At 71.4% G+C, this 19278-nt stretch carries 18 protein-coding genes; 10 read left to right on the forward strand and 8 right to left on the reverse strand.

Going from position 1 to position 19278, the window contains the following annotated elements; genetic code table 11:
* Nucleotides 1–2: 2 nt before the first annotated feature.
* Both D7X30_RS32700 and D7X30_RS32705 read right to left on the reverse strand, forming a co-directional pair.
* A complete protein-coding gene (locus tag D7X30_RS32700; RefSeq protein WP_120566897.1) occupies nucleotides 3–1229 on the reverse strand; it encodes an inositol-3-phosphate synthase in 1227 nt (408 codons plus the stop codon).
* Between the two features lie 200 nt (nucleotides 1230–1429).
* Nucleotides 1430–2782, reverse strand: a complete 1353-nt coding sequence (locus tag D7X30_RS32705) for an MATE family efflux transporter (protein ID WP_233591921.1) — start codon at nucleotides 2780–2782, stop codon at nucleotides 1430–1432.
* Between the two features lie 178 nt (nucleotides 2783–2960).
* Here D7X30_RS32705 and D7X30_RS32710 point away from each other — a divergent pair, with 178 nt between their 5' ends.
* Nucleotides 2961–4154, forward strand: a complete 1194-nt coding sequence (locus tag D7X30_RS32710) for a glycosyltransferase (protein ID WP_120566899.1) — start codon at nucleotides 2961–2963, stop codon at nucleotides 4152–4154.
* Here the strand turns inward: D7X30_RS32710 and D7X30_RS32715 are convergent.
* From D7X30_RS32715 to D7X30_RS32725, 3 genes are all read right to left on the reverse strand, one after another.
* A complete protein-coding gene (locus D7X30_RS32715; protein ID WP_120566900.1) occupies nucleotides 4085–5308 on the reverse strand; it encodes a glycosyltransferase family 4 protein in 1224 nt (407 codons plus the stop codon). The two genes, D7X30_RS32710 and D7X30_RS32715, sit on opposite strands and share 70 nt — an antisense overlap.
* 9 nt (nucleotides 5309–5317) lie before the next feature.
* A complete protein-coding gene (locus D7X30_RS42075; protein ID WP_158619425.1) occupies nucleotides 5318–5521 on the reverse strand; it encodes a hypothetical protein in 204 nt (67 codons plus the stop codon).
* Between the two features lie 89 nt (nucleotides 5522–5610).
* Entirely contained in the window at nucleotides 5611–6657 is a 1047-nt protein-coding gene (locus D7X30_RS32725) for a pirin family protein (protein WP_120566901.1), read from the reverse strand.
* 273 nt (nucleotides 6658–6930) lie between these two features.
* On the opposite strand from D7X30_RS32725, the gene D7X30_RS32730 reads away from it, so the two are divergent.
* From D7X30_RS32730 to D7X30_RS32750, 5 genes are read left to right on the forward strand one after another with little or no spacing between them, the layout of a single operon-like run.
* Nucleotides 6931–7887: a hypothetical protein gene (locus D7X30_RS32730; protein ID WP_120566902.1), complete on the forward strand. Its 957-nt coding sequence runs from the start codon at nucleotides 6931–6933 to the stop codon at nucleotides 7885–7887.
* Nucleotides 7884–8828 (forward strand): hypothetical protein, encoded by a 945-nt coding sequence (locus tag D7X30_RS32735; RefSeq protein ID WP_233591922.1) that lies wholly within the window; start codon nucleotides 7884–7886, stop codon nucleotides 8826–8828. The genes D7X30_RS32730 and D7X30_RS32735 overlap by 4 nt, the downstream gene beginning before the upstream one ends.
* Entirely contained in the window at nucleotides 8825–9487 is a 663-nt protein-coding gene (locus D7X30_RS32740; RefSeq protein ID WP_120566904.1) for a hypothetical protein, read from the forward strand. Before D7X30_RS32735 ends, D7X30_RS32740 begins: the two co-directional genes overlap by 4 nt.
* 12 nt (nucleotides 9488–9499) lie before the next feature.
* Complete coding sequence (locus D7X30_RS32745; protein ID WP_120566905.1) at nucleotides 9500–9895, forward strand: hypothetical protein; 396 nt, start codon at nucleotides 9500–9502, stop codon at nucleotides 9893–9895.
* A 2-nt stretch (nucleotides 9896–9897) separates the two neighbouring features.
* Nucleotides 9898–10896 (forward strand): hypothetical protein, encoded by a 999-nt coding sequence (locus D7X30_RS32750; RefSeq protein WP_120566906.1) that lies wholly within the window; start codon nucleotides 9898–9900, stop codon nucleotides 10894–10896.
* Here D7X30_RS32750 and D7X30_RS32755 read toward each other — a convergent pair.
* Complete coding sequence (locus tag D7X30_RS32755) at nucleotides 10893–11279, reverse strand: serine/threonine protein kinase (RefSeq protein ID WP_120566907.1); 387 nt, start codon at nucleotides 11277–11279, stop codon at nucleotides 10893–10895. The two genes, D7X30_RS32750 and D7X30_RS32755, sit on opposite strands and share 4 nt — an antisense overlap.
* A gap of 278 nt (nucleotides 11280–11557) precedes the next feature.
* Here D7X30_RS32755 and D7X30_RS32760 point away from each other — a divergent pair, with 278 nt between their 5' ends.
* Nucleotides 11558–13060, forward strand: a complete 1503-nt coding sequence (locus tag D7X30_RS32760; RefSeq protein WP_120566908.1) for a HAMP domain-containing sensor histidine kinase — start codon at nucleotides 11558–11560, stop codon at nucleotides 13058–13060.
* Nucleotides 13061–13162: 102 nt separating this feature from the next.
* Nucleotides 13163–13774, forward strand: coding sequence for a hypothetical protein (locus D7X30_RS32765; RefSeq protein WP_233591923.1), 612 nt, complete (start codon nucleotides 13163–13165; stop codon nucleotides 13772–13774).
* A gap of 11 nt (nucleotides 13775–13785) precedes the next feature.
* Here the strand turns inward: D7X30_RS32765 and D7X30_RS32770 are convergent, their stop codons facing one another.
* Together D7X30_RS32770 and D7X30_RS32775 are read right to left on the reverse strand one after the other, a co-directional pair.
* Nucleotides 13786–14151, reverse strand: a complete 366-nt coding sequence (locus tag D7X30_RS32770; protein ID WP_121716930.1) for a response regulator — start codon at nucleotides 14149–14151, stop codon at nucleotides 13786–13788.
* Between the two features lie 80 nt (nucleotides 14152–14231).
* On the reverse strand, nucleotides 14232–14513 hold the full coding sequence (locus D7X30_RS32775; protein ID WP_233591940.1) for a helix-turn-helix domain-containing protein: 282 nt from the start codon (nucleotides 14511–14513) through the stop codon (nucleotides 14232–14234).
* A 306-nt stretch (nucleotides 14514–14819) separates the two neighbouring features.
* On the opposite strand from D7X30_RS32775, the gene D7X30_RS32780 reads away from it, so the two are divergent.
* Nucleotides 14820–16424 carry a GDSL-type esterase/lipase family protein gene (locus D7X30_RS32780; protein ID WP_120566911.1) on the forward strand — a complete coding sequence of 535 codons (1605 nt, stop codon included), beginning with the start codon at nucleotides 14820–14822 and terminating at the stop codon, nucleotides 16422–16424.
* Nucleotides 16421–18724: a serine hydrolase domain-containing protein gene (locus tag D7X30_RS43700; RefSeq protein WP_120566912.1), complete on the forward strand. Its 2304-nt coding sequence runs from the start codon at nucleotides 16421–16423 to the stop codon at nucleotides 18722–18724. Before D7X30_RS32780 ends, D7X30_RS43700 begins: the two co-directional genes overlap by 4 nt.
* Nucleotides 18725–19278: the final 554 nt, after the last annotated feature.

The raw sequence follows: 19278 nt of genomic DNA on the forward strand, positions 1-19278 counted from the left end.
GCTCAACCCCTGATGCGTTCCGGGAGGCGCTCCACCTGCCGAGCGCGGCCCGCGCCAAGCCACGTCATCAGTCGGCGCTGCTGCTCCGCCATGGCGTGCTCCACGGGTTCTCCGTCTTGCGACATGGGGGCCTTGAAGAAACAGCCCAGCGCGTCGATGACGCCGCACTCGCCCCGGCGCTTCGCCAGGTCCAGCGTGCGCGCCAGCTCCACGACGAGCGGCGCGGCGAGGATGGAGTCCTTGCAGAGGAAGTTGAGCTTCAACTGCATGGGCTGCCCCAGGAAGCCCGTCACGTCGATGTTGTCCCAGGCCTCCTTGTTGTCCCCTCGCGGGCGGTAGTACTGGATTTGGACGACGTGGTCCTGGACCTTGTAGCCAAGGATGCTGTCCAGCGCGGCGCCCTTGGTGTCGAGCTTGTTCTGCTTCGACGCCGGGTCGTTGAGCGCTTCTCCGTCGCGGTTGCCCAGGATGTTGGTGGAGTACCAGCCGTCCACGTGCAGCGCGCGGTCGCGCAGCGCGGGCGCGAGCACCGTCTTGAGCAGCGTCTGCCCCGTCTTGCCGTCCTTGCCGGCGATGGGCGCGCCGGTGCGCTTCGCCAGGAGCAGCAGCGCGGGCACGTCCGCGGCGACGCTGGGCGTGAAGTTGGCGAACGGGATGCCGTCCACGATGGCCGCGTACGCGTAGAGCATCGCGGGGCCGATGTCCGGGTCGTTCGTGTCCAGGGCCTTCTCGAAGGACTCCGGCGTGGCGAACTCTGGACGGGTGAGGTCCACGGCCTTCTCCGTGGAGGCCAGGTTCACCACCACCACGCGCTCCAGCTGCTCACGCTGCTTGAAGCGGGCCAGGTCGTCGCGGATGGCCCGCACCTGTTCGCGCAGGGTGCGCGCCTTCTTGTCCGCGGTGCCCACGACGTTCTTGCAGAACTTCGCGTTGGAGGCCGCGGGCCACGGCCGCATGCGGCCCAGCGTGGGCGCCACCGCCTCCAACTGCGCCTCCGTCAGCACCGCGTGGTTGCGCGCCGCGTGCGCCAGGTCTTCCTCGAACAGGTCCCAACCGCCGAAGGTCAGCTCGCTGTACTCCGCCAGCCCCAGTCCCTTAGCGTCCGCCAGGGGCAGGCCCCGCGTGTCCACCCGTCCCCGGCGCAGGAGCTCCATGCCCGCCACCGCCGTGGTCGCCACCGCGCCGCCCAGTCCCACCACCGCCACGCCCAACCGCTCGTTGCCCGCCATGTGTGAAGCCCCTCCCCGACCGTTGTGCCCCGTGCTCTCGCGGCGACACTTCGGCGGCGCCCCGGGGTGACAGGAGCGCCGTGGATGGAGGCGCTTGGGGCGCCCGCTCGCTGCGAGAGTTCGTGGAAGGTCGGCACCTGCCTGAGGGCTTTCAACTCAGCCCCTGGGCCGTGTGGATTGTCGGCTGGAGGAGAGCCGTCTCAGACGTGCCGCAGCTTCCAGCCGCCGCGCCGGAAGAGGGCGGCGCTCGCCAGCCCGAGCGCCCCGTAGGTGACGGCGATGGCGATGAACGCGCCCGAGGGACCCAGGCCCAAAGGATGGGAGAGGAACCACGCGAGCGGCAGCTGGAGGCCCCAGGAGAAGAGGGCATTCACCACGGTGGGGGTGGTGGTGTCGCCCGCGCCGTTGAAGGCGTGGGGCAGCACGGTGACGAAGGCGTAGAGGGCCAGGCTGCAGCTGACGATGCGCAGGCAGCGCACGGCGTGCAGGCCCACCTCCGGCTCGGAGGTGAAGCGGTGGATGAGCGGCTCCGCGAAGAGGAGGAAGCCCACCGCCACCACGCCCAGGAACGCGAGCGTGTAGAAGCTGGCGCGCCACGCGGCCCGCTCCGCGCGGTCGGTGTCGCCCGCGCCCAGGCTCTGGCCCACCAGCGTGCCCGCCGCGTGGGACAGGCCCCACGACGGCTGCTGCGCGAAGAGCAGGACACGCATGGCCAGCGTGTAGCCAGCGAGCGCGGTGCTGCCGAAGGTGGCCACGATGCGCATCAGCACCAGCCAACTGGACATGCCCAACAGCGACTGGAGCGTGGCGCCTCCCGACAGCTTGAGCAGCGAGCGCAGCGTGGACGCCTCCACGCGCAGGTGGCGGCGGCGCAATTCCAGACGTCCGCTGCCCTTGAGCAGGCGATACACCTGATACAGCACGCCGGTGGAGCGGCCCACGGTGGTGGCCAGCGCGGCGCCGGTGACGCCCATCGCGGGCACGGGGCCCAGGCCGAAGATGAACAGCGGCGCGAGCACGATGTTCACGGAGTTGGCCAGCCACAGCGCGCGCATGGACGTGGCCGCGTCCCCCGCGCCGCGCAGGATGGCGCTGATGAGGAACAGCAGCATGATGATGGGGAAGCTGGCCAGCATCAGCCGCGTGTAGCCCGCGCCGTGCTCGACCACGCCGGGCGCGGCGCCCAGGGCCATGAGCAGCGGACGCGCGAAGTAGCTGCCCGCGAACGCCAGCGGCACGGCCAGCGCGAGCCCCAGGCCCAGGGCCTGCACCGCGGTGCTCGCGGCGCGCTCCGGATCCTTCTGTCCGATGCGGCGCGCGATGAGCGCGGTGGCGCCGATGGACAGACCCAGCGGCAGGGTCTGGAGGAGCGTGAGCATGGACTCGGTGAGGCCCACGGTGGCGATGGCGTCCGCGCCCAGGTGCGACACGAAGAGCACGTCCACCAGGGCGAAGATGGACTCCATCACCATCTCCAGGACCATGGGCACGGACAGCAGCAGGAAGGCGCGATCCACGGGCCCGGTGGCCAGGTCCTCGGTGGAGCCCTTCACCGCCAGCCACAGGGAGGCAAGGAGGCCCCTGGCTCCAGAGGTAGAAGGAGAGGCGTCCGGGGCGAGGGTTTCAGGCGGGGGTTGCGTCATGGATTGCGCGTTGCAACGGGACGCCTTCCGCGTTTCATCCCTCGCGGTTCCCCGCTCGCCGGCGCGTGCGGACGGGTAGATTCAGGGCATGGCTTCCGGTCCCCGCGTCCTCCTCCTCGCCGAGCGCTTTCCCCCTGACATCGGAGGGCTCGCGCGCAGCGGGGCGCGCACCGCGGGCTCGCTCGTGCGGCTGGGCGCACGCGTGGACGTGGTTGCATGGACCCGCACGGCGCAGCCGGGGGCACTGGAGACGGTGCCGGACGCGGGGGACGTGTCGCCGTTCGCGAAGGGCGTCACGCTGCACCGGTTGGGGTTGTTCGGCAGCGCGGACCTGTCCATGCAGCACACGCTCGATGTGCTCGGCCACCTGCACTCGCGGCGGAAGTTCGACCTGGTGTGGGGGCACTACCTGTACCCGCCGGGTTTCCTCGCGGTGGTGTTCGCGCAGAGCGCGGGGCTCAAGTCCATCCTCAGCGCGCGGGGCAATGACGTGGATCAGCTGATGTTCCCACCGGGGGACTTCGCCCGCCTGCTCTGGACGATTCAGCGGGCGGACGTGCTCACCGCCGCTTCCGCGGACCTGGGCCGGAAGATGGCGATGCTGCTGGGCCGGGACCCGGGCGTGGAGGTCATCCCCAACGCGGTGGACACGGCGCTGTTCTCACCGGGCCCGGCGGACGCGGCGCTGCGCGAACGGTTGGGCATCCAGCCGGGCGAGGCGGTGCTCGGCTTCTCCGGGGAGCTGCGCCACAAGAAGGGGCTGCCGTTCCTCTTGTCCGCGCTCACGGAGGTGCGGCGCGTGCGGCCCGCGTGCCTGCTGGTGATTGGCGAGGTGCGCGCCCGGGACGCGGAGCACCTGGTGGCCTACCGGGCGGAGCATCCGGAGGACGCGGCGCGCATCATCATCTCCGGCGCGCTGGAGTCCCCGGAGCTCATCGCGGAGCACCTGCGGCTGTGTGACGTGTATCTGCAGCCGTCGTTGTGGGAGGGCATGCCCAACGCGCTGCTGGAGGCGATGGCGTGCGCGCGGCCGGTCATCGCCAGCGACGCGGGTGGCATCCCGGAGGCGGTGGAGTCCGGGGTGAATGGCTTCATCGTGGAGAAGGCGCTGCTCAACCACCTGGGGCAGGCGTGCCTGGACGTGCTGGGGATGCCGGAGGCGAAGCGCGCGGCGCTGGGGGCTGCGGCGCGCGCGCGAATCGAGGCGGGCTTTCAGGCGGACGCGGAGGCGGCGGTGTTGTCGCGCGTGCTGACGCGCGCGATGCCCAGGTCGTCCGAGTAGGCGTTCACCAGCGCCTCCTGCGCGCGGCCCCATGGGAATTCACGCTCCACGCGGGTGCGGGCGTTGGCGCTCATGGCGGCGCCGAGGGCGGGATTGGCGATGAGGTCCTTCACTGCTTCCGCGATGGCCTTGGGCGAGCCGGGGCGGATGCGGTAGGCCTCGGTCCCTTCCGCGAGCGCGCGCACCACGGGCAGGTCGCTGACGACGACGGGCGTGCCGGTGGCCATGGCTTCAATGAGCTTCAGGGGGCAGCAGCCCTGCACGCAGTTGCGGTCGTTCACGGGCAGCGGCACGAGCACGACGTCGCAGGCGTGGTGCAGCCGGGCGAGCTCTTCCTGGGGCAGGGGTTCGAGGATCTCCACCGCGCCCTGGAGCACGAGGTCGCCGCAGCGGTCCAGGAGGGCACGGCGCGCGTGCTTGCGCAGGGGGCCCACGAGGGTGAGGGTCACGGGCAGGTCGCGGCGCAGGAGGCGGCAGGCCTCGATGGCGTGGTGCACGCCCTGCCACGCGGTCATGGTGCCGCTGTAGAGCAGGCGCAGCGGGCGGCCGGCTTCGGGAGGGCGTGGAGGTGCGTAGCGGAACACGTCCAGGTCCACTCCGTTGGGGATGACGCGCAGGCGCTTCGGATCCGCGCCGCGGGAGATCAGGTGCTCCGCGGTGACGGCGCTGGGCGTGACGAGGAGGTCCGCGGCCTGGAGGCAGGCTTCTTCTTGCGCGAGCAGTTTGCGCATCAGCTCCGCGTCATCGGAGACATCGGGGTGGTGGTACTTGAGCTCGATGGAGGGCAGGCCGTTGACCTCGTAGACGAGCGCGTCGGTGAGGGCGGCCTTGCGCCGGGCGATGGGGTAGCCCTCGAAGATGGAGCGGACGTGGACGACCTTCGCGCGCGGCCGGCCCCTCCACCACGCGCCCAGGTGCGAGCGGAACGTCAGCGCCTGGGCGACCAGGTCTTTCCCGCGGGCACCCAGCGGGTGGTAGGTGACGTGGGGGCTCAGGGCAGGCGGGGGAGCACCGGGCGCGTCGCCGATGGCCACCAGGTCCACCGGGCCGAACGCGGCGCCCAGGGCCTCCACGAAGGCGCGGATGTGCACGGCGGCGCCCTTGGGCGCAGGGAAGCGGTCGAAGGACGCGTAGACGATGCCGGAGGTGCCCACGGTCTGGTGCTACCGCGACGGCGGCCCGGCGGCAAACGGGGCGGTCCGGAGTTCGGGCAGCATGGCGCGCATGCTCATGAGCTCCGGGGGGATGGTGGCGCTGCTCACGGCCGCGCCCGCTCCCAATGCCCAGCCGCTCACGTGGATGGTGACCGGCTCCGACGTCACGTTCGAGATGTCATCGAAGGACCTGCGCGCCCTGCGCGGCGGCAAGGAGGTCTTCGGCCTCCTGTCGCGCCAGGAGCGCCAAGGCGCCCTCCCTGAGCTTCGAGTGGGAGGGCGCCGACGCGAAGAAACCCTGATCAGGCCGGCTTTTCGATGTGGCCGTCCGCGTGCCGCGCGAAGCGGCCTTCTTCCCGCGCGTGCACCGGGTCGTGGCTGGGCCAGGGCCAGCCGCCGAAGCCCGTGCGCTGGTAGTCCGCGAAGGCCTGCTGAATCTCCTGCCGCGAATTCATCACGAACGGGCCGTACTGCACGACCGGCTCGCCAATGGGCCGCCCCTGGAGCAGCAGCAGCTCCGCTGTCTCCGGGCCGTTCTCCAGCACCACGTCCACGTCCGCGCGCAGCTCGATGGCGCTGCGCGCCGGCACCGCCCGGCCGCCGACCTTCATCCCAGCGCCCAGGAAGAAGTACAGCATCCGGTTCGTGCCGCGCTTCGCGGCCGGCAGCGTCCAGCGCGCGCCCGGCTCCATCTTCAGCGTCCAGATGGCCACGTCCGCGTCCGCGTTCGCGGCCCAGGACTTGGGCGGCGACGGAGGCGCCTGGATGTCGCCCAGGTTGCCCGCCACCACGGTGATGTTCGTGGCGCGGCCCGCGTCGTCCTTCGCCACGTGGCGCGGGATGACGTGGTTCCACAGCATGGAGAAGTGCGCGGGCACCATCTTGTTGGCGCGCGGCAGGTTGAGCCAGATTTGAAACAGCTCGATGTGGTTGCCCTGGTCCTGCTTGAGCAGCGGGAACATCTCCGAGTGGTTGATGCCGCCGCCCGCGGTGAGCCACTGCACATCACCCTCGCCGAAGCGCGCCGCCGCGCCCAGCGAGTCCGAGTGGTCCAACAGCCCGTTGCGCACGATGGTCACCGTCTCGAAGCCCCGGTGCGGGTGCTGCGGGAAGCCCGGCACCACGGTGCCGTGGTACATGTTCCAGCCGTCCCGCCCCGCGAAGTCCTGGCCGATGTCCCGGCCCGCGAGCGACGCCTGGGGCCCCAGCCGCTCGTTGCCCTGGGGGTAGCGGTCGTCATGGTGCACGCAGAAGAGGAACGGATCCGGCGTCCGCCACGGGGTGGGGGACGGCCCGAGCGGATCCACGCGGACCACGGCTTCCGGTTGCTGTGCCTGCTGCTGACTCATCTTCGACTCCTCTGCCTTTCCCGAACCGCGTGAACACCCCACGGTGGAGATGCCCGCCGCCGCGATGAGTTTCAGCGCCGCTCTCCGGCTCACTTCGTCCAAGGTCCACCTCGCGCCCGATGCCGTCGGCGCCGTGCATCCTACCTAACGTCCTGGCCTTCCCGGCGCTCGGCCTGCCTGCATGGTCGGCGGTTCACCCCTGGTAGGACGGCCCGGAGGCCCCTACGCTCGCGCACGGGTCCGCCCGACGGGCATCGCAGGGAGTCCACCGCCTTGGCGGTCAACGTCAGCCGCTTCCACGAACTCTTCCGCTACCAGTCCCGCGCGCCGGTGCCGGACCTGCTCGAGGACATGGAGGTCCTGTCCCAACTGGACGCCCGCGCGGAAGGGCAGCGACGCGCGCTGGCGTGGTCCGGGTGGTTCACCGCGCTTCCGGGCGGGGTGATGGCTGCCGTGACCTACGGCGTGTGGGCGGGCACCGTGGAGCGGGATGAAATCACCGAGGCGGGTGCCCAGCTCCTCAAGGTCACGGGCGTGGTGGGTGGGTCGCTGCTCGTCGTGGGGCTCCTTCTGTTCCTGTGGCGTTACACCCTCAAGCCGCGCGACCTGGACAACCGGCGCTACGGCCTGGCCCAGGCGCTGCTCCGGCGTCTGGAGATGGACCTGGCCCCGAACGCTCCGGTGCGGCTCAAGCTGGACCTGCGCCCGCCGGACGTGCTCGACAAGCGCGTGCGGCAGGACATGGTGGGTTGGTGGAACACGGACTTCTTCGTCGACCCGTGGTTCATGCTGGAGACCCGGTTGGCGGACGGCGCCTTCGTGCGGATCCGCATGGTGGAGCGGCTCCAGAAGCGCGAGCGCTCCAAGACGAGCGCCAGCGGCAAGACGAAGACGAAGACCCGGCGCAAGGGCTTCGCCCAGTTGAGCGTGTCCGTGCGTGTGAAGCCGAAGCGCTACCCCGGCCTGGAGCGGCTCAAGGTCCGCGCCACCGCCGCAACGCGCCTGCCCCGGAAGGTCGAATTGGAGCGGGTGCGCGTCGCCTCGGGCCGGCTGCTTCTGCGCGCCCGGCTGTCCGACGAGTGGGTGGCGCGGGCGGAGCGTGAACCGGGAGCCAAGGACGACGCGTCCCGCACGGCGACGATGATGCTCCTGAGCATCTACCAGGTGCTGGGCTACACCCGGCGGCGCGCGAAGTTGCAGGCAGCGCGCGGACGTCGCAAGTCGGTTTGACCGCCCGGGAGCGGCTCTCTACTCTCACGACCGTGGCGCTCGACACCTCCGAATTCAAGAAGACGTATGTCTACGAAACCCGCGCCCCGGTGACGGAGGTGCTGGCGGACCTGAAGACGCTGGGGGCGCTGGACGCGTGGGCGGAGCGGAGGCGGATCTTGATGGGGATCGGCTCCTTCGTCTTCGTGTGCCTCAGCATCTCGTTCGTCATCCTGTTGAAGTGGCTGCTGTCCGCCGCATTTCTCGCGACGAGCATCGCGCTCTGCATCCTCTGGGCGCGCTCGAAGCACACGGACCTGGAGAACCGCCGCTACGGGCTGGTGGCCGTGCTGCTCCAGCGCTTCCAGGTGGACCTGGACGCGAACGCGCCCGTGGACGTGAAGCTGGACCTGGCGCCGGAGGATGCGGAGCGCAAGTGTGTGGGCAAGCTCAAGCGAGGCCGGTGGGACTGCGAGGATTTCACCGATGCGTGGCTGTCCCTGCACGGCCGCTTCGCGGATGGCACGCACCTGCACCTGTTCGTCGTGGAGCACGTCCAGAAGCGCAAGCGCTACGGCCGCGGCAGCAGCGGCAAGACGAAGCTCAAGACCAAGCGCAAGGGCAAGACGCTGCTCCAGGTGGGGCTGCGCGTGAAGCCGGAGCGCTTCCCCGGACTGGCGGATCAGCGCGCGAACGCGAAGAAGGCCGTGCGGCTGCCCCCGGAGGTCATCCTGTCGCGGCTGGACGTGGCCCAGGACCGCGTGGCGATGCGCGCCCTGCTGGGGCGGGATGGGCGGGACTGGGTGGTCCGCAGGCCGAAGCCCGCCTCTCCCAGCGAGCCCACCGTCCTCCCACCGAATGACGCGTCCCGCGTCGTGACGATGATGCTCTTGAGCCTCTATCAGGTGCTCAACCACTCCAGCTCCCGGGGCCAGCCCGGGAAGATGAGGTCCACGCCGTGAAGCTTCGTGTCCTGTTTCTCGTGGGTCTGGGAGTGCTCGGGGCTTCGGCGTGCCAGCAGGGCGGTGCCCCCGCCTCCAGCGCGCAGCCCACCCAGGCGACTCCCGCCAACGCCGCCGCCGCCGAGCCGCATGAGGCGGGCGCCAAGCTCAAGTTCAAGGATGGCGACGACCGCGAGCGCTTCTCGCTCAAGCCCAAGGACGACGGCGCGAAGCTCGTGGACGGCGCGGACAAAGAGGTCGCCCGCTACAAGTGGAAGGGCGGCGAGCTCAAGGTGTCCGGTCCGGACGACACGGTGCTGGCCTATGTCACCGGCGGCCCGGACGCGTTCCAGGTGAAGGACGCCGCGCGCTCGGCGGTGCGCTACACGCTGACGCGCGAGGGCTCCGGGTGGGTGCTCACGGATGACCAGGGCATGCTGCTCTACACCGTGACAGCCGACGGCGGCGGCGCGTCCGTGAAGGGCGCTTCCGGCGCGGAGGCTGTTCACGTGAAGGTGCGCGACGGCAAGCTGTCCCTGCGCGACCCGTCCGGCAAGACGGTGCTCGCCACGAAGCAGCCGGTGTCGCCGGAAGCCGCCGCGTGCCTGGGCTTCGACTCGCTGGACCTGCCCCTGCGCATGGCCCTGCTCTTCCGCCTCCAGAACCCCGCGTCGCCCTGAGCCTCCCAAGCCATGTCCCCTTCCTTTGCTTCCGCGGAGCAGTGCCTGGAGACCTCCGGCTTCCTCTTCTCCCACCCGTGTGAGCGGGGGGCGACCACGCAGTGCATGCGCTGTCAGAAGCCCATCTGCCTGATGCACATGCGCACGCTCGACGGCGGGGAGGCGGTCTGCGTGGCGTGCGCGCGCGCCGCCGACAACGGCGACGAGAACCGCGACCTGTCCAACACCTCCGACGAGGACGACCCCAGCTACTACTACGAGGACTACGGCTACTACGGCCGCGACGCGTGGCGCGGCTCCGGCGCTTCGTCCTCGGGCAGCGACCCCAACGACTTCACCGAGGCCGACGGCGAGAGCGTGCGGCGCGAGGACGACGCCTCCTTCGAGGAGGACCTGGGCGGGAGCTGAGCGTGGCCGCGCGACGTCAGCACTGGCGCCTCTACGCGCTCGGCGGAGGCCTGGGGCACCTGACGCGCGCCGCGGCCCTGGCCCGCGTGGCCGTGGGACGGGGCCATGCGGTGGACCTCCTCACCAACAGCCCGTTCGCCTCCGGCCTGCCCCTGGAGTCGTGGCTGGGCCCTGGCGCCACCGTGCACCGCGTGGACTCGCGGCTGGACAAGGCCGGCACCGTGGCCGCGGTGGGCGCGTGGCTCGCGGAGTCCACACCGGACGTGCTGGTGGTGGATACGTTCCCCCGGGGATTGGCCGGGGAACTGGTGGCGCTGCTGCCCACCGTGCGCGCGCCGCGCGTGCTGGTGCACCGCGACCTGAACCCCGTCTACGTGGAGCGCTTCGACGTGGCCCACGCCGTGGACGCGTTCGACCTGCTCGTCGTGCCCGGTGAGGACGCGCCCTTCGCGCACCACCCTCGCGCGGTGCGGACCGCTCCGTGGTTGCTGCTGGACGCGGACGCGCTGCTGTCCCGCGAGCAGGCCCGGCGGCGGCTGGGCCTGGACGACGGGGACTCGCGGCCCGTGGTCGCGGTGATGGGCTGCGGCCGTCCAGAGGAGGTGGCGGAGGCCGGGGAGACCGTGAACCGGCTGCGTACGTTGCTGGCCGGACAGGCGGCGGTGATGTGGCTCGTCCCCACGGACCACGCGTCCGGGCTGACGGTCTGGCCAGCACTCGCGGTGATGCGGGGCGTGGACGTGCTGGTGGGCGCGGGCGGCTACAACACCGTGCAGGAGGCCCGGGCCACCGGGACGCCGCTGGTGGCCTGGGCCCGGCCCCGGCTCTATGACCGGCAGGCCCTGCGACTGACGGAGGCGGAGCGGGTGGGGGACGCGGTGGAGCTGGAGGCGAAGGTCGCGTCCCTGCTCCTACTCCCGGGATGGTACGACGCGCGCCCCTCGGCGTGGCTCAACGGCGTCCACGCGGCGGTGGAGGCCATCGAGCGCGTCGCGCGTTAGTGCTTGAAGCCCTGGTGGCCGGCGGCCGGCTCGATGCCGTGGGCCATGACGAAGTGGTACATCACCTGGGGGTCTTCCTTGGGGCCGCCCATCAGCTCCACCAGGAAGTGGCCCGCCTGCGGATCCGCGTCCGGATCCGGGGAGATGGAGACCTCGGAGACCTCGCGGCCCACCATCACCATCTCGCCCACCAGGGACTTGCCCTTGATGAGCTGGAGGACGTGCTGGCGCTCCTCTTCCATCAGCATCCAGTGGAAGTCGTCATGGTCGAACAACGTCATGTCGGGGGAGCCACACCGCAGGATGCAGTTGGTGTGCTCCTGGAGCCAGCGCCAGAAGGCATCGAAGTTCAGGGTGCGGGCCGGTGGGGCGAGCAGATCCATCGGGTGACCTCATCGAGAAGAGCGGGCGCCCGAACGCCGGGTGCGCATCGGGCCGCGTGTCCGTGCTGACTAACATGGCCGGGCCTCGGGAGGCCGGCTCCTTTTGGGGGCCTGTCCGGGGTGGGCCTGCCAGCATCCAGGCGCGAATCCACGATATCGGACGCTTGTTGCTTTCCTTGGGAAGAGGGCGACGACCACCGGGGTTGGCGCGGCCCGGAGGAAGGATGCGCGACCATGACAAAGCGGGAGGCCGGCCGGCGGTTCGCGTGGAGGCGGCGATGAGCCTGCGCGCCTTCTTTTCCACCGTGGTGGGTGGGCTGGTCCTGCTCACCGTGGTGTCCGCCACCCTGCTCGTGGTGCTGACGACCGCCCTGGAACGCATGGCTTCCACGCTGAGTGAATCCGTGGAAGGCGTCCGGCAGGCCGAGGAGCTGGAGGTGGACCTGCTCGTCCACTCGCGGTTGTTGTCATCGCCGGGGGTCCCCATGGTGGCGGACCCGTCGCGCGGGCGCTCGGCGCCCCAGCTTGAGGCCGACCTGCGCGGTCAGCTGTTGGAGATGCATGCCATCGCGTCCACCCGGGAGGAGCGCCAGAGCGTGGCGGAGGTGCAGCAGCAGGTCTTCGCCTACCTGGCCGCGCAGCATGCGCCGCTCGGTCCGGAGGTGACTCCGGCCCAGCACGACGCGTCGGCGATGGTTTCGCTGGACGCGGCGCTGCGCTCGCTGGAGCGCCTCATCGAGATCAACGTGGACCAGGCGCAGGCGGCCCGGCAGAGCGCCGCGCACTGGAGCGAGATGGCCAACCTGTTGGGTCTGCTGTTGGGCCTGCTGCTCCTGGCGACGATAGGCCTGGTGGTCTTCTGGCTGAGGCGCTTCGCGCTGCGCCCGGTGACGGAGCTTCGCAGCGCGATGGCCGGCTTCGGCCGGGGTGGGCGGCACCTGCGAGCGCCCGAGGAGGGCCCGTTGGAGATCCGCGACATGGCCCACACCTTCAACGAGATGGCGGACAGCCTGACCCACCAGCAGGAGCAGCAGCTGGCGTTCCTGGCGGGCGTGGCGCACGACCTGCGCAATCCCCTGTCCGCGCTGAAGCTGTCCACCTCGCTGACGGGCCGCGGAGAGGTCACCCCGGAGCGGATGCAGCGCACGCTGTCGCTGGTGCGAAGGCAGGTGGCGCGCCTGGACCGGATGGTGGGGGACCTGCTGGACGCGACCCGCATCGAGGCCGGCAAGCTGGAGCTCCAGCCGGAGGTGCGCGACACGCGCGAGCTGGCGCGCTCCGTGGTGGAGCTGTACCAGTCCAGCGAATCCGGGCACACGCTGGAGCTGATGGTGCCGGACAGCGCGGTGCTGGTGCGCGCGGACCCCTCCCGGTTGGAGCAGGTGCTGAACAACCTGGTGAGCAACGCGCTCAAGTATTCCCCCTCGGGCAGCCGCGTGGAGGTGTCCGTGCGCGGCGACGGAGAGCAGGTGGTGCTGGCCGTGGCGGACCAGGGCATCGGCATGTCGCCGGAGGAGCTCCGGGGGCTCTTCATCCCGTTCCAGCGCGCGGGCAACGCGAAGCAGCGCGCACCGGGCGTGGGACTGGGGCTGTCGGTGTCGCGGCGGATCATCGAGGCGCACGGCGGCCGCATCGAGGTGGAGAGCCAGCCCGGCCAGGGCTCCGTGTTCCGCGTCCACCTGACCCGGGTGTCCGCCGGCCCTCCGAGGCCGCCCGAGCCCTCCGACGAGGAGGAGCGCGCCAGGGAGGGCTCCGGCGAGGACTCCGGCGCGGTGCACTGAAGGCCGGGACAACCGTTGCCTGAAGCGGGCCCGGGTGAAGCGGAGGGATGCGCCCGGGCGGGGCAGGGCGTACCTTGCGGCCCCATGTCAGGAGCCGTCTGGATGATGAAGCATTCCTACCGGGCCGTGCCGCTGGCCGCCGCCCTGCTGGTGCTGGGAGGGTGCGCGGGGCGCACGCAGACCGAGCCCCCCGTGTCCCCCGCCGAGCCCATGCGGGAGGCGCCGTCCTCCGTCGTCCAGTCCCAGGAGGGGGGCTTCAGCGTGACGTTCCCCGGCCCCGTCACCGAGGAGCGGCGCGTGCAGCCCACGGACGTGGGCGAGGTGACGCTGCACACGTTCATCGCCGCGCGCACGCAGGAGGACACCGCCTACTACGTCTCCTATACGGACTTCCCGCTCGCGGCGGTGGCGCAGGTGAGCCCGCGCGACGTGGTGGACCGCGCCAGCCAGGGCGCGCTGGAGGCCCTGGGGGCGACGGCCATCACCGCGAAGACGCTGGAGCTGGAGGGCGGCTTCCCCGGCCAGGAGGTGGGGGGACTGTCCGGTCCGCGCCGCCTCCGGGGCCGCTTCTTCATGGTGGGCCCGCGCCTGTACCAGCAGCTGCTGCTGCACCCGGAGGGACGCGCGCCCCAGGACGCGGACCGCTTCTTCGACTCGTTCCGCCTGGACCCGGCCGTGGTGGGCAGGTTGAGCCAGCGGACGCCCGGCGGCTGAGGGCCTCGCTTTCAGTGCAGCGGGTGCACGAAGCGGCGCACCCCGGCGAGCAGGGCCTCGCGGTCGAAGGGCTTGGAGAGCACCTCGCGGATGGCGGGGTGGCGCTCCTCGCTGGAGCTGATGGCCATGACGGGCAGGTCCGCGAAGCGGGGCTCGCGGCGCAGGCTGTCCAGCAGCCGCCAGCTGTCCTTGCGCGGCGTCCACATGTCCACCAGCAGCAGCGCGGGGCACGGGTGCGCTTCCAGCCACGAGAGGGCCTCGTCGCCGTTCCCCGTGGCGGCGACGGTGTGCCCTTCGCCCAGGAGGATCTCCACGAGCGCGTCGCGCAGGTCGCTGTCGTCCTCGACGAGGAGGAGGGTGGGGGGCGTGCGGCTCATGGGCCCGACGCATAGGGCAAGCACGACGGGAGTGACAGGGAACATCTGCCGGGTGCGACTGGTAGCGCGGGGCGCGCGCTTCATCGCTCGTCGAACATGGCCTGGAGCACGCGCCAGGCGAGCTTCAGCTCGGAGCCGGAGCGGCACGCGAGGAAGTCGCAGATCTCCGCCACACCGTCAGTGCGCTCCAGGTCGAAGGAGTGGAAGAGCGTCTTGAGGGACACGTCCAGCCCCACGGACAGCTTGCCCAGCGTGTCGAGCGACGGAGAGAAGGCGCCCCGCTCGATGCGGCGGATGGCGTCCACGGACAGGTCACTGCGTTCGGCGAGCGCTTCCTGCGTGAGCGAGCGGCTGTTGCGCATGAGGCGCACGTGCTCGCCAAATCGCCGGTGGAGCTTCGTCCACGTTGTGAGCCGGTTCTTCGCCATAATCGCGGCGGATAATTTGGGGACGTGCCGCGCCATGTGAAGGGACCCTGTTCGCGGCCGGACCCTGCATTCGCGTTGGCGTACGGGAAACCTGTTCTTCCCCGGGACTGGCGGGCCTGGACGTGCGGTCCAGGACGGATGAGATGTCCGGGATGCCACGCCGGGGCGGCTCGCGAGGCGGCCGAGCGTGGGGTCCAGAACATGCGTGTCCCCGGGCTTTCGTCTACGCTCGCGGGCCACATGACGGTTCTCGATGTCTCGCGAGGGCTCCGGCGGGCGGGGTTGCTCGCTGTCCTGGCGGGGGCCCTGCTCCCCGGGTGCGAGTCCCGCACACCCCCTCACCGTTTCCCCCTGACGACGACTCCCGCGACGGACTCCGTGCCGCCGCCGGAGCCCGGTGCCGCGCGGCCCGCCTCCGTGGAGGCGCAACCTTCCGCGCATCCTGAGTCCGCGGTGACGGGCGCGGGTGCTCCCCAGGTGGTGACTGCTTCCGCGAGCCTGCCCGCGGAGGCGCCAGGCAAGGCGCGGCCGGCGGCGCGCTCCGCGTTCCGCGTGCTGCCGCCCACCACCGGGCGTGCCGGACAGCTGCATGCGCTGGCCACGCGGCTGCAGGCTCCAGGCGGCACGGTGGAGGACCCCTGTCTGGAGCCGGGTGACACCGGCTGCGCGCGGTCCGCGCTGACGCCGTTCTTCACCGCGCTGGACGGGCTCATCCAGACTCCGGGGACGACGCCCACTGTCATCGCCGCGTTCGGCAACTCGCTCATCGCGGGGGACCGCATCGTGGACGTGGTCCGCGAGGAATTCGCGGCGGGCTTCGGCGGCGCGGGCCGGGGCGTTCTGCTGGTGGACCGCATGGCCCCCTACGGCGGACGGGGGCGCACGGCCGCCGTGAGCAACGGCTGGCAGCCGCGCACGCTGGGCGAATTGAAGGCGCCACCGCACCCGTTCGGCATCACCGGCGTGTACCACCTGGCCACCGAGAACCGCGCCCGGGGCCGCTTCAAGCTGGAAGGCGAGCCGCGTGGGACGCTGTGGTGGAAGGACGTGAAGGGCGCGGGCCGCCTCGTCGTGTCCGTGGACGGCGCGGTGCTGACGCGCACGGAGCCCCAGGAGGACGGGGCCAGCCGCACCACGTCCTTCGACCTGCCCGCGGGCGCGAAGTGGCTGGACGTCACCGCGGAAGGCAAGGGTGCCATCGTGCAGGGCGTGGTGCTCCAGAAGGACGCGCCCGGCATCGTGCTGGACATGTTGGGCGTGCCGTCCGCGGATGCCACGCTGTATTCCCGGCTGGAGGAGGACGCGCTGAAGGCGCAGCTTTCCCAGCGCGACCCGAAGCTGCTGCTCTTCTTCCTGGGTGGCAATGAATCCAAGCGCCTGGAGTGGAAGCGCACGGACCTGCCCACCGTGCGCCAGGACCTGGCCTCGCTCCTGCGCCGCGCCCGCGCCGCCGCGCCCGGCAGCGCGTGCCTGGTGGTGGGGCCCATGGACGCGGTGCAGGACGGGCACGCGAAGGGCAAGCCCCTGACGCAGCGGCCGTTCCTGGAGGCCGCCATCCAGACGGAGCGCGAGGTGGCGCTCGCCGAGGGCTGCGGCTTCTTCGACCTCTATGCGGCGATGGGCGGCGCGGGTTCGCTCGCGCGGTTCAACCAGGCGGGGTTCATGCACGACGACCTGGTGCATCCGCGCGGTCATGGCCTGGACCTGCTGGGGCAGTTGGTCTCGGACGCGCTGCTCGCGGGCTGGGTGAACGAGGGCGCGGTGCCGGCACCGGCGCTCACGACCTCGCGTGAAGAGGCATCGGACACCGGTGCGAGCAGCCAGACCGCGGAGGCGGTGCCATGAAGCGGCTCTTCGTCGCGCTGTGGGTGTTGGTGCAGGCAGGGCCCGCGTTCGCGCAGGCGTCCGCCGAGAAGCCCGCGTCCGTGGCGCAGGCACCCGCGCCGTCCGAGTCTGGTGAGAAGCCCGCGTCTCCGCCGGAGTCCAGCGCGAAGGTCGCGCTGGAGCCGGACGCGAAGGCCTCCGAGTTCCCTCCAGAGGTGCAGCGTGCGCTGGACGCGCTGGTGCGCGCGGACCTGAAGCAGGGCCCCACCGCGGGCCTGTCCGTGGGCGTGATGCGGGGCGGCCAGCGGTGGATGAACGGCTACGGCTACCGCGACGTGGCGAAGAAGCTGCCGGCCACGGTGCGCACCACGTACCGCATGGCGTCCATCACCAAGTCCTTCACGGCGGTGGCCGTGATGCAGCTGGCGCAGGCGGGCAAGCTGGACCTGGACGCGGACATCCACACGCTGGTGCCCGAGTACCCGGTGAAGCAGTGGCCGGTGACGGTGCGGCAGTTGTTGGGCCACCTGGGCGGGGTGCCCACCTACGACAGCCCGAGCGCCGGCAACAACACGAAGCCGGTGACGACGAAGGAGGCCATCGGCCTGTTCGCGGACCGGCCGCTCGTGTCGGAGCCGGGCACGCGCTACCTGTACACGACGTGGGGCTTCAACCTGCTGGGCGCGGCGGTGGAGACGGCCTCCGGCCAGTCCTATCGCGAGTACCTGCGCGACCACGTCTTCGGCCCCGCGAACATGAGCCACGCGGACGTGGATGAAATCAGCACGCGCGATGCGCAGCAGGCGGTGGGCTACCGCGTGTCGGGCGCCACGCTGAAGCCGTCGCGCTTCCTGGACGTCACCAGCCGCTTCGGTGGCGGTGGCACGCGCGCGACGGTGGAGGACCTGCTGGGCTTCGCGCGCGCGGTGCTGGACCACAAGCTGGTGACGCGCGAGACGACGGGCCGCATGCAGGCGTCGATGGTGACGCGCGACGGGCACATCACCGATTACGGCATGGGCTTCGCGACCTATCCGCTGCGGGGCCACTACATCGTGGCGCACGCGGGCGGTCAGCCGGAGACGACGACGTTGCTGGTGCTGCTGCCGGCGGAGGACACGGCCATCGCGCTCGCCACCAACGTGGAGGACGAGGCGAAGCGGCTGCGCCGGCTGTCCATCCGCTTGATGGAGACGGTGCTGGACGAGGGCGCGCCGGGCCGGGGCGGCCACTTCACGGACCCCGTGGACGCGGTCGTCTACGAGGGCATGGGGCGGCTGGCGAGCTACGGGCTCGCGTACCACGACTGGGCCACGCGCGGGCCGGGCACGCTGCCGCCGGAGACGGACCTGGCGACGGCGTTCGCGAAGGTGTCCTCGCTCTTCGAGCGGGCGCAGATTGCCCGGGACGGCCGGGGTGCGATGGAGCGGATCCGCGGCGCGCACGAGCCGCGCGCCGAGTCGCTCTTCATCCGAGTGGGCGCGCACATGGCGGCCACGGTGGAGCGGGCGATGGGCGCGGAGCGGCTGCGCGCGTACCGGACGCAGGGCGCGGCGGGCTTCTTCGCGGATTACCTGGCGGCGTGTGAGACGCTGAAGTGCCCGGAGGCGGAGCGCTTCAGTTCCTCCGTGCGGAGCGACGTGGCGCGCTTCGTCGCCGGGTGGAAGCGCGCGGAGATGCCGGCGCTGAAGCGCACGCGCCTGGAGGCGGCGAAGGATCCGGAGCGGTTGTGGCCCTCGCTGAAGGAGGCGGCGGTGCGCGCCCCCGCGGTGCGGCCCGACTACACGGATGAGCTGCTGACGCTGGCGGACCGCGCGAAGCGGAAGCCGGTGGACCGGATGCGCTGGCTGGAGCGCGCGACGGAGCTGCATCCGGAATCGATGGACGCGCACCTGGCGCAGGCGGTGGGGTTGCTGGAGGCGGGCCGGGAGCCGGAGGCGATTCCCCACGTGCGTGAGGCGTTCGAGACGCCGGAGGGGTCGCTGGTGTTGTCGCCCTCGGGTTTCCTGAAGCGGTTGCTGGACACGCGTTCGCCGAAGGTGGCGCGGGGCCTGTTGCGCGCGGCGGTGACGCTGCATCCGGACGCACCGGAGCTGTGGGACGCGCTGGCGAAGCGCGAGCGGGCCCTGGGCGATGCGGGCGCGGCGAAGACGGCGTTGGCCCAGGCGAAGCGGGCCCGCCAGGTCCGGGCCGCGCAGGAGGCCCGGGCTCCGAAATCGCAGGGTGTCGTGGCCCCGGCGGGCAACGCGCCAGCGCAGGACAAGGCTGGAAGCACGTCCCCCTCGGTGCCGGTGGATCCGGAGTCCGCGCCGGAGCCGTAGCGCCCGCGAACCGGGCATCCCGGGAAGGCACGGCTCCCGAGCCTCTGGGCATGGAGTCGGTCCCCATGCCTGAGAAGGTGAGAGCCCTGGGGGCGCCTCCCCGGCGCCGGCGGGCCGTGGAAACCTGTCCGACAGTCGGACAGGTTCTTGAACCACGCAGCCTGGGCCTCCGCTTCAACCGAGCCACGGAAACCTGTCCGACAGTCGGACAGGTGCTGGATCCACGCGGCTGGGGCCCTCTGCTCCAACCGAGCCACGGAAACTTGTCCGACAGTCGGACAGGTTCTGGGTCCACGCGGCTGGGGCCCTCTGCTCCAACCGAGCCACGGAAACTTGTCTGACAGTCGGACAGGTTCTGAGTCCACGCGGCTGGGGCCCTCTGCTCCAACCGAGCCACGGAAACTTGTCCGACAGTCGGACAGGTTCTGGGTCCACGCGGCTGGGCCTTTGCTCCAACCGGGCCGCGGAAACTTGTCCGACAGTCGGACAGGTTTTGGAACCGAGCGGCCCGGGGGCCTTTGCTCCAACCGGGCCACGGAAACTTGTCCGACAGT

Source organism: Corallococcus sp. AB011P (genome assembly GCF_003611605.1).
Classification (GTDB): domain Bacteria; phylum Myxococcota; class Myxococcia; order Myxococcales; family Myxococcaceae; genus Corallococcus; species Corallococcus coralloides.

What these genes read in the sequence shown, in the direction of transcription:
- D7X30_RS32780 (WP_120566911.1), top strand. Translation starts at nt 14,820, where the DNA reads ATGACGGTTCTCGATGTCTCGCGAGGGCTCCGGCGGGCGGGGTTGCTC.
- D7X30_RS32760 (WP_120566908.1), top strand. Translation starts at nt 11,558, where the DNA reads ATGAGCCTGCGCGCCTTCTTTTCCACCGTGGTGGGTGGGCTGGTCCTG.
- D7X30_RS32775 (WP_233591940.1), bottom strand. Translation starts at nt 14,513, where the DNA reads ATGCGCAACAGCCGCTCGCTCACGCAGGAAGCGCTCGCCGAACGCAGT.
- D7X30_RS32710 (WP_120566899.1), top strand. Translation starts at nt 2,961, where the DNA reads ATGGCTTCCGGTCCCCGCGTCCTCCTCCTCGCCGAGCGCTTTCCCCCT.
- D7X30_RS32725 (WP_120566901.1), bottom strand. Translation starts at nt 6,657, where the DNA reads ATGAGTCAGCAGCAGGCACAGCAACCGGAAGCCGTGGTCCGCGTGGAT.
- D7X30_RS32700 (WP_120566897.1), bottom strand. Translation starts at nt 1,229, where the DNA reads ATGGCGGGCAACGAGCGGTTGGGCGTGGCGGTGGTGGGACTGGGCGGC.
- D7X30_RS43700 (WP_120566912.1), top strand. Translation starts at nt 16,421, where the DNA reads ATGAAGCGGCTCTTCGTCGCGCTGTGGGTGTTGGTGCAGGCAGGGCCC.
- D7X30_RS32745 (WP_120566905.1), top strand. Translation starts at nt 9,500, where the DNA reads ATGTCCCCTTCCTTTGCTTCCGCGGAGCAGTGCCTGGAGACCTCCGGC.
- D7X30_RS32770 (WP_121716930.1), bottom strand. Translation starts at nt 14,151, where the DNA reads ATGAGCCGCACGCCCCCCACCCTCCTCCTCGTCGAGGACGACAGCGAC.
- D7X30_RS32765 (WP_233591923.1), top strand. Translation starts at nt 13,163, where the DNA reads ATGATGAAGCATTCCTACCGGGCCGTGCCGCTGGCCGCCGCCCTGCTG.
- D7X30_RS32755 (WP_120566907.1), bottom strand. Translation starts at nt 11,279, where the DNA reads ATGGATCTGCTCGCCCCACCGGCCCGCACCCTGAACTTCGATGCCTTC.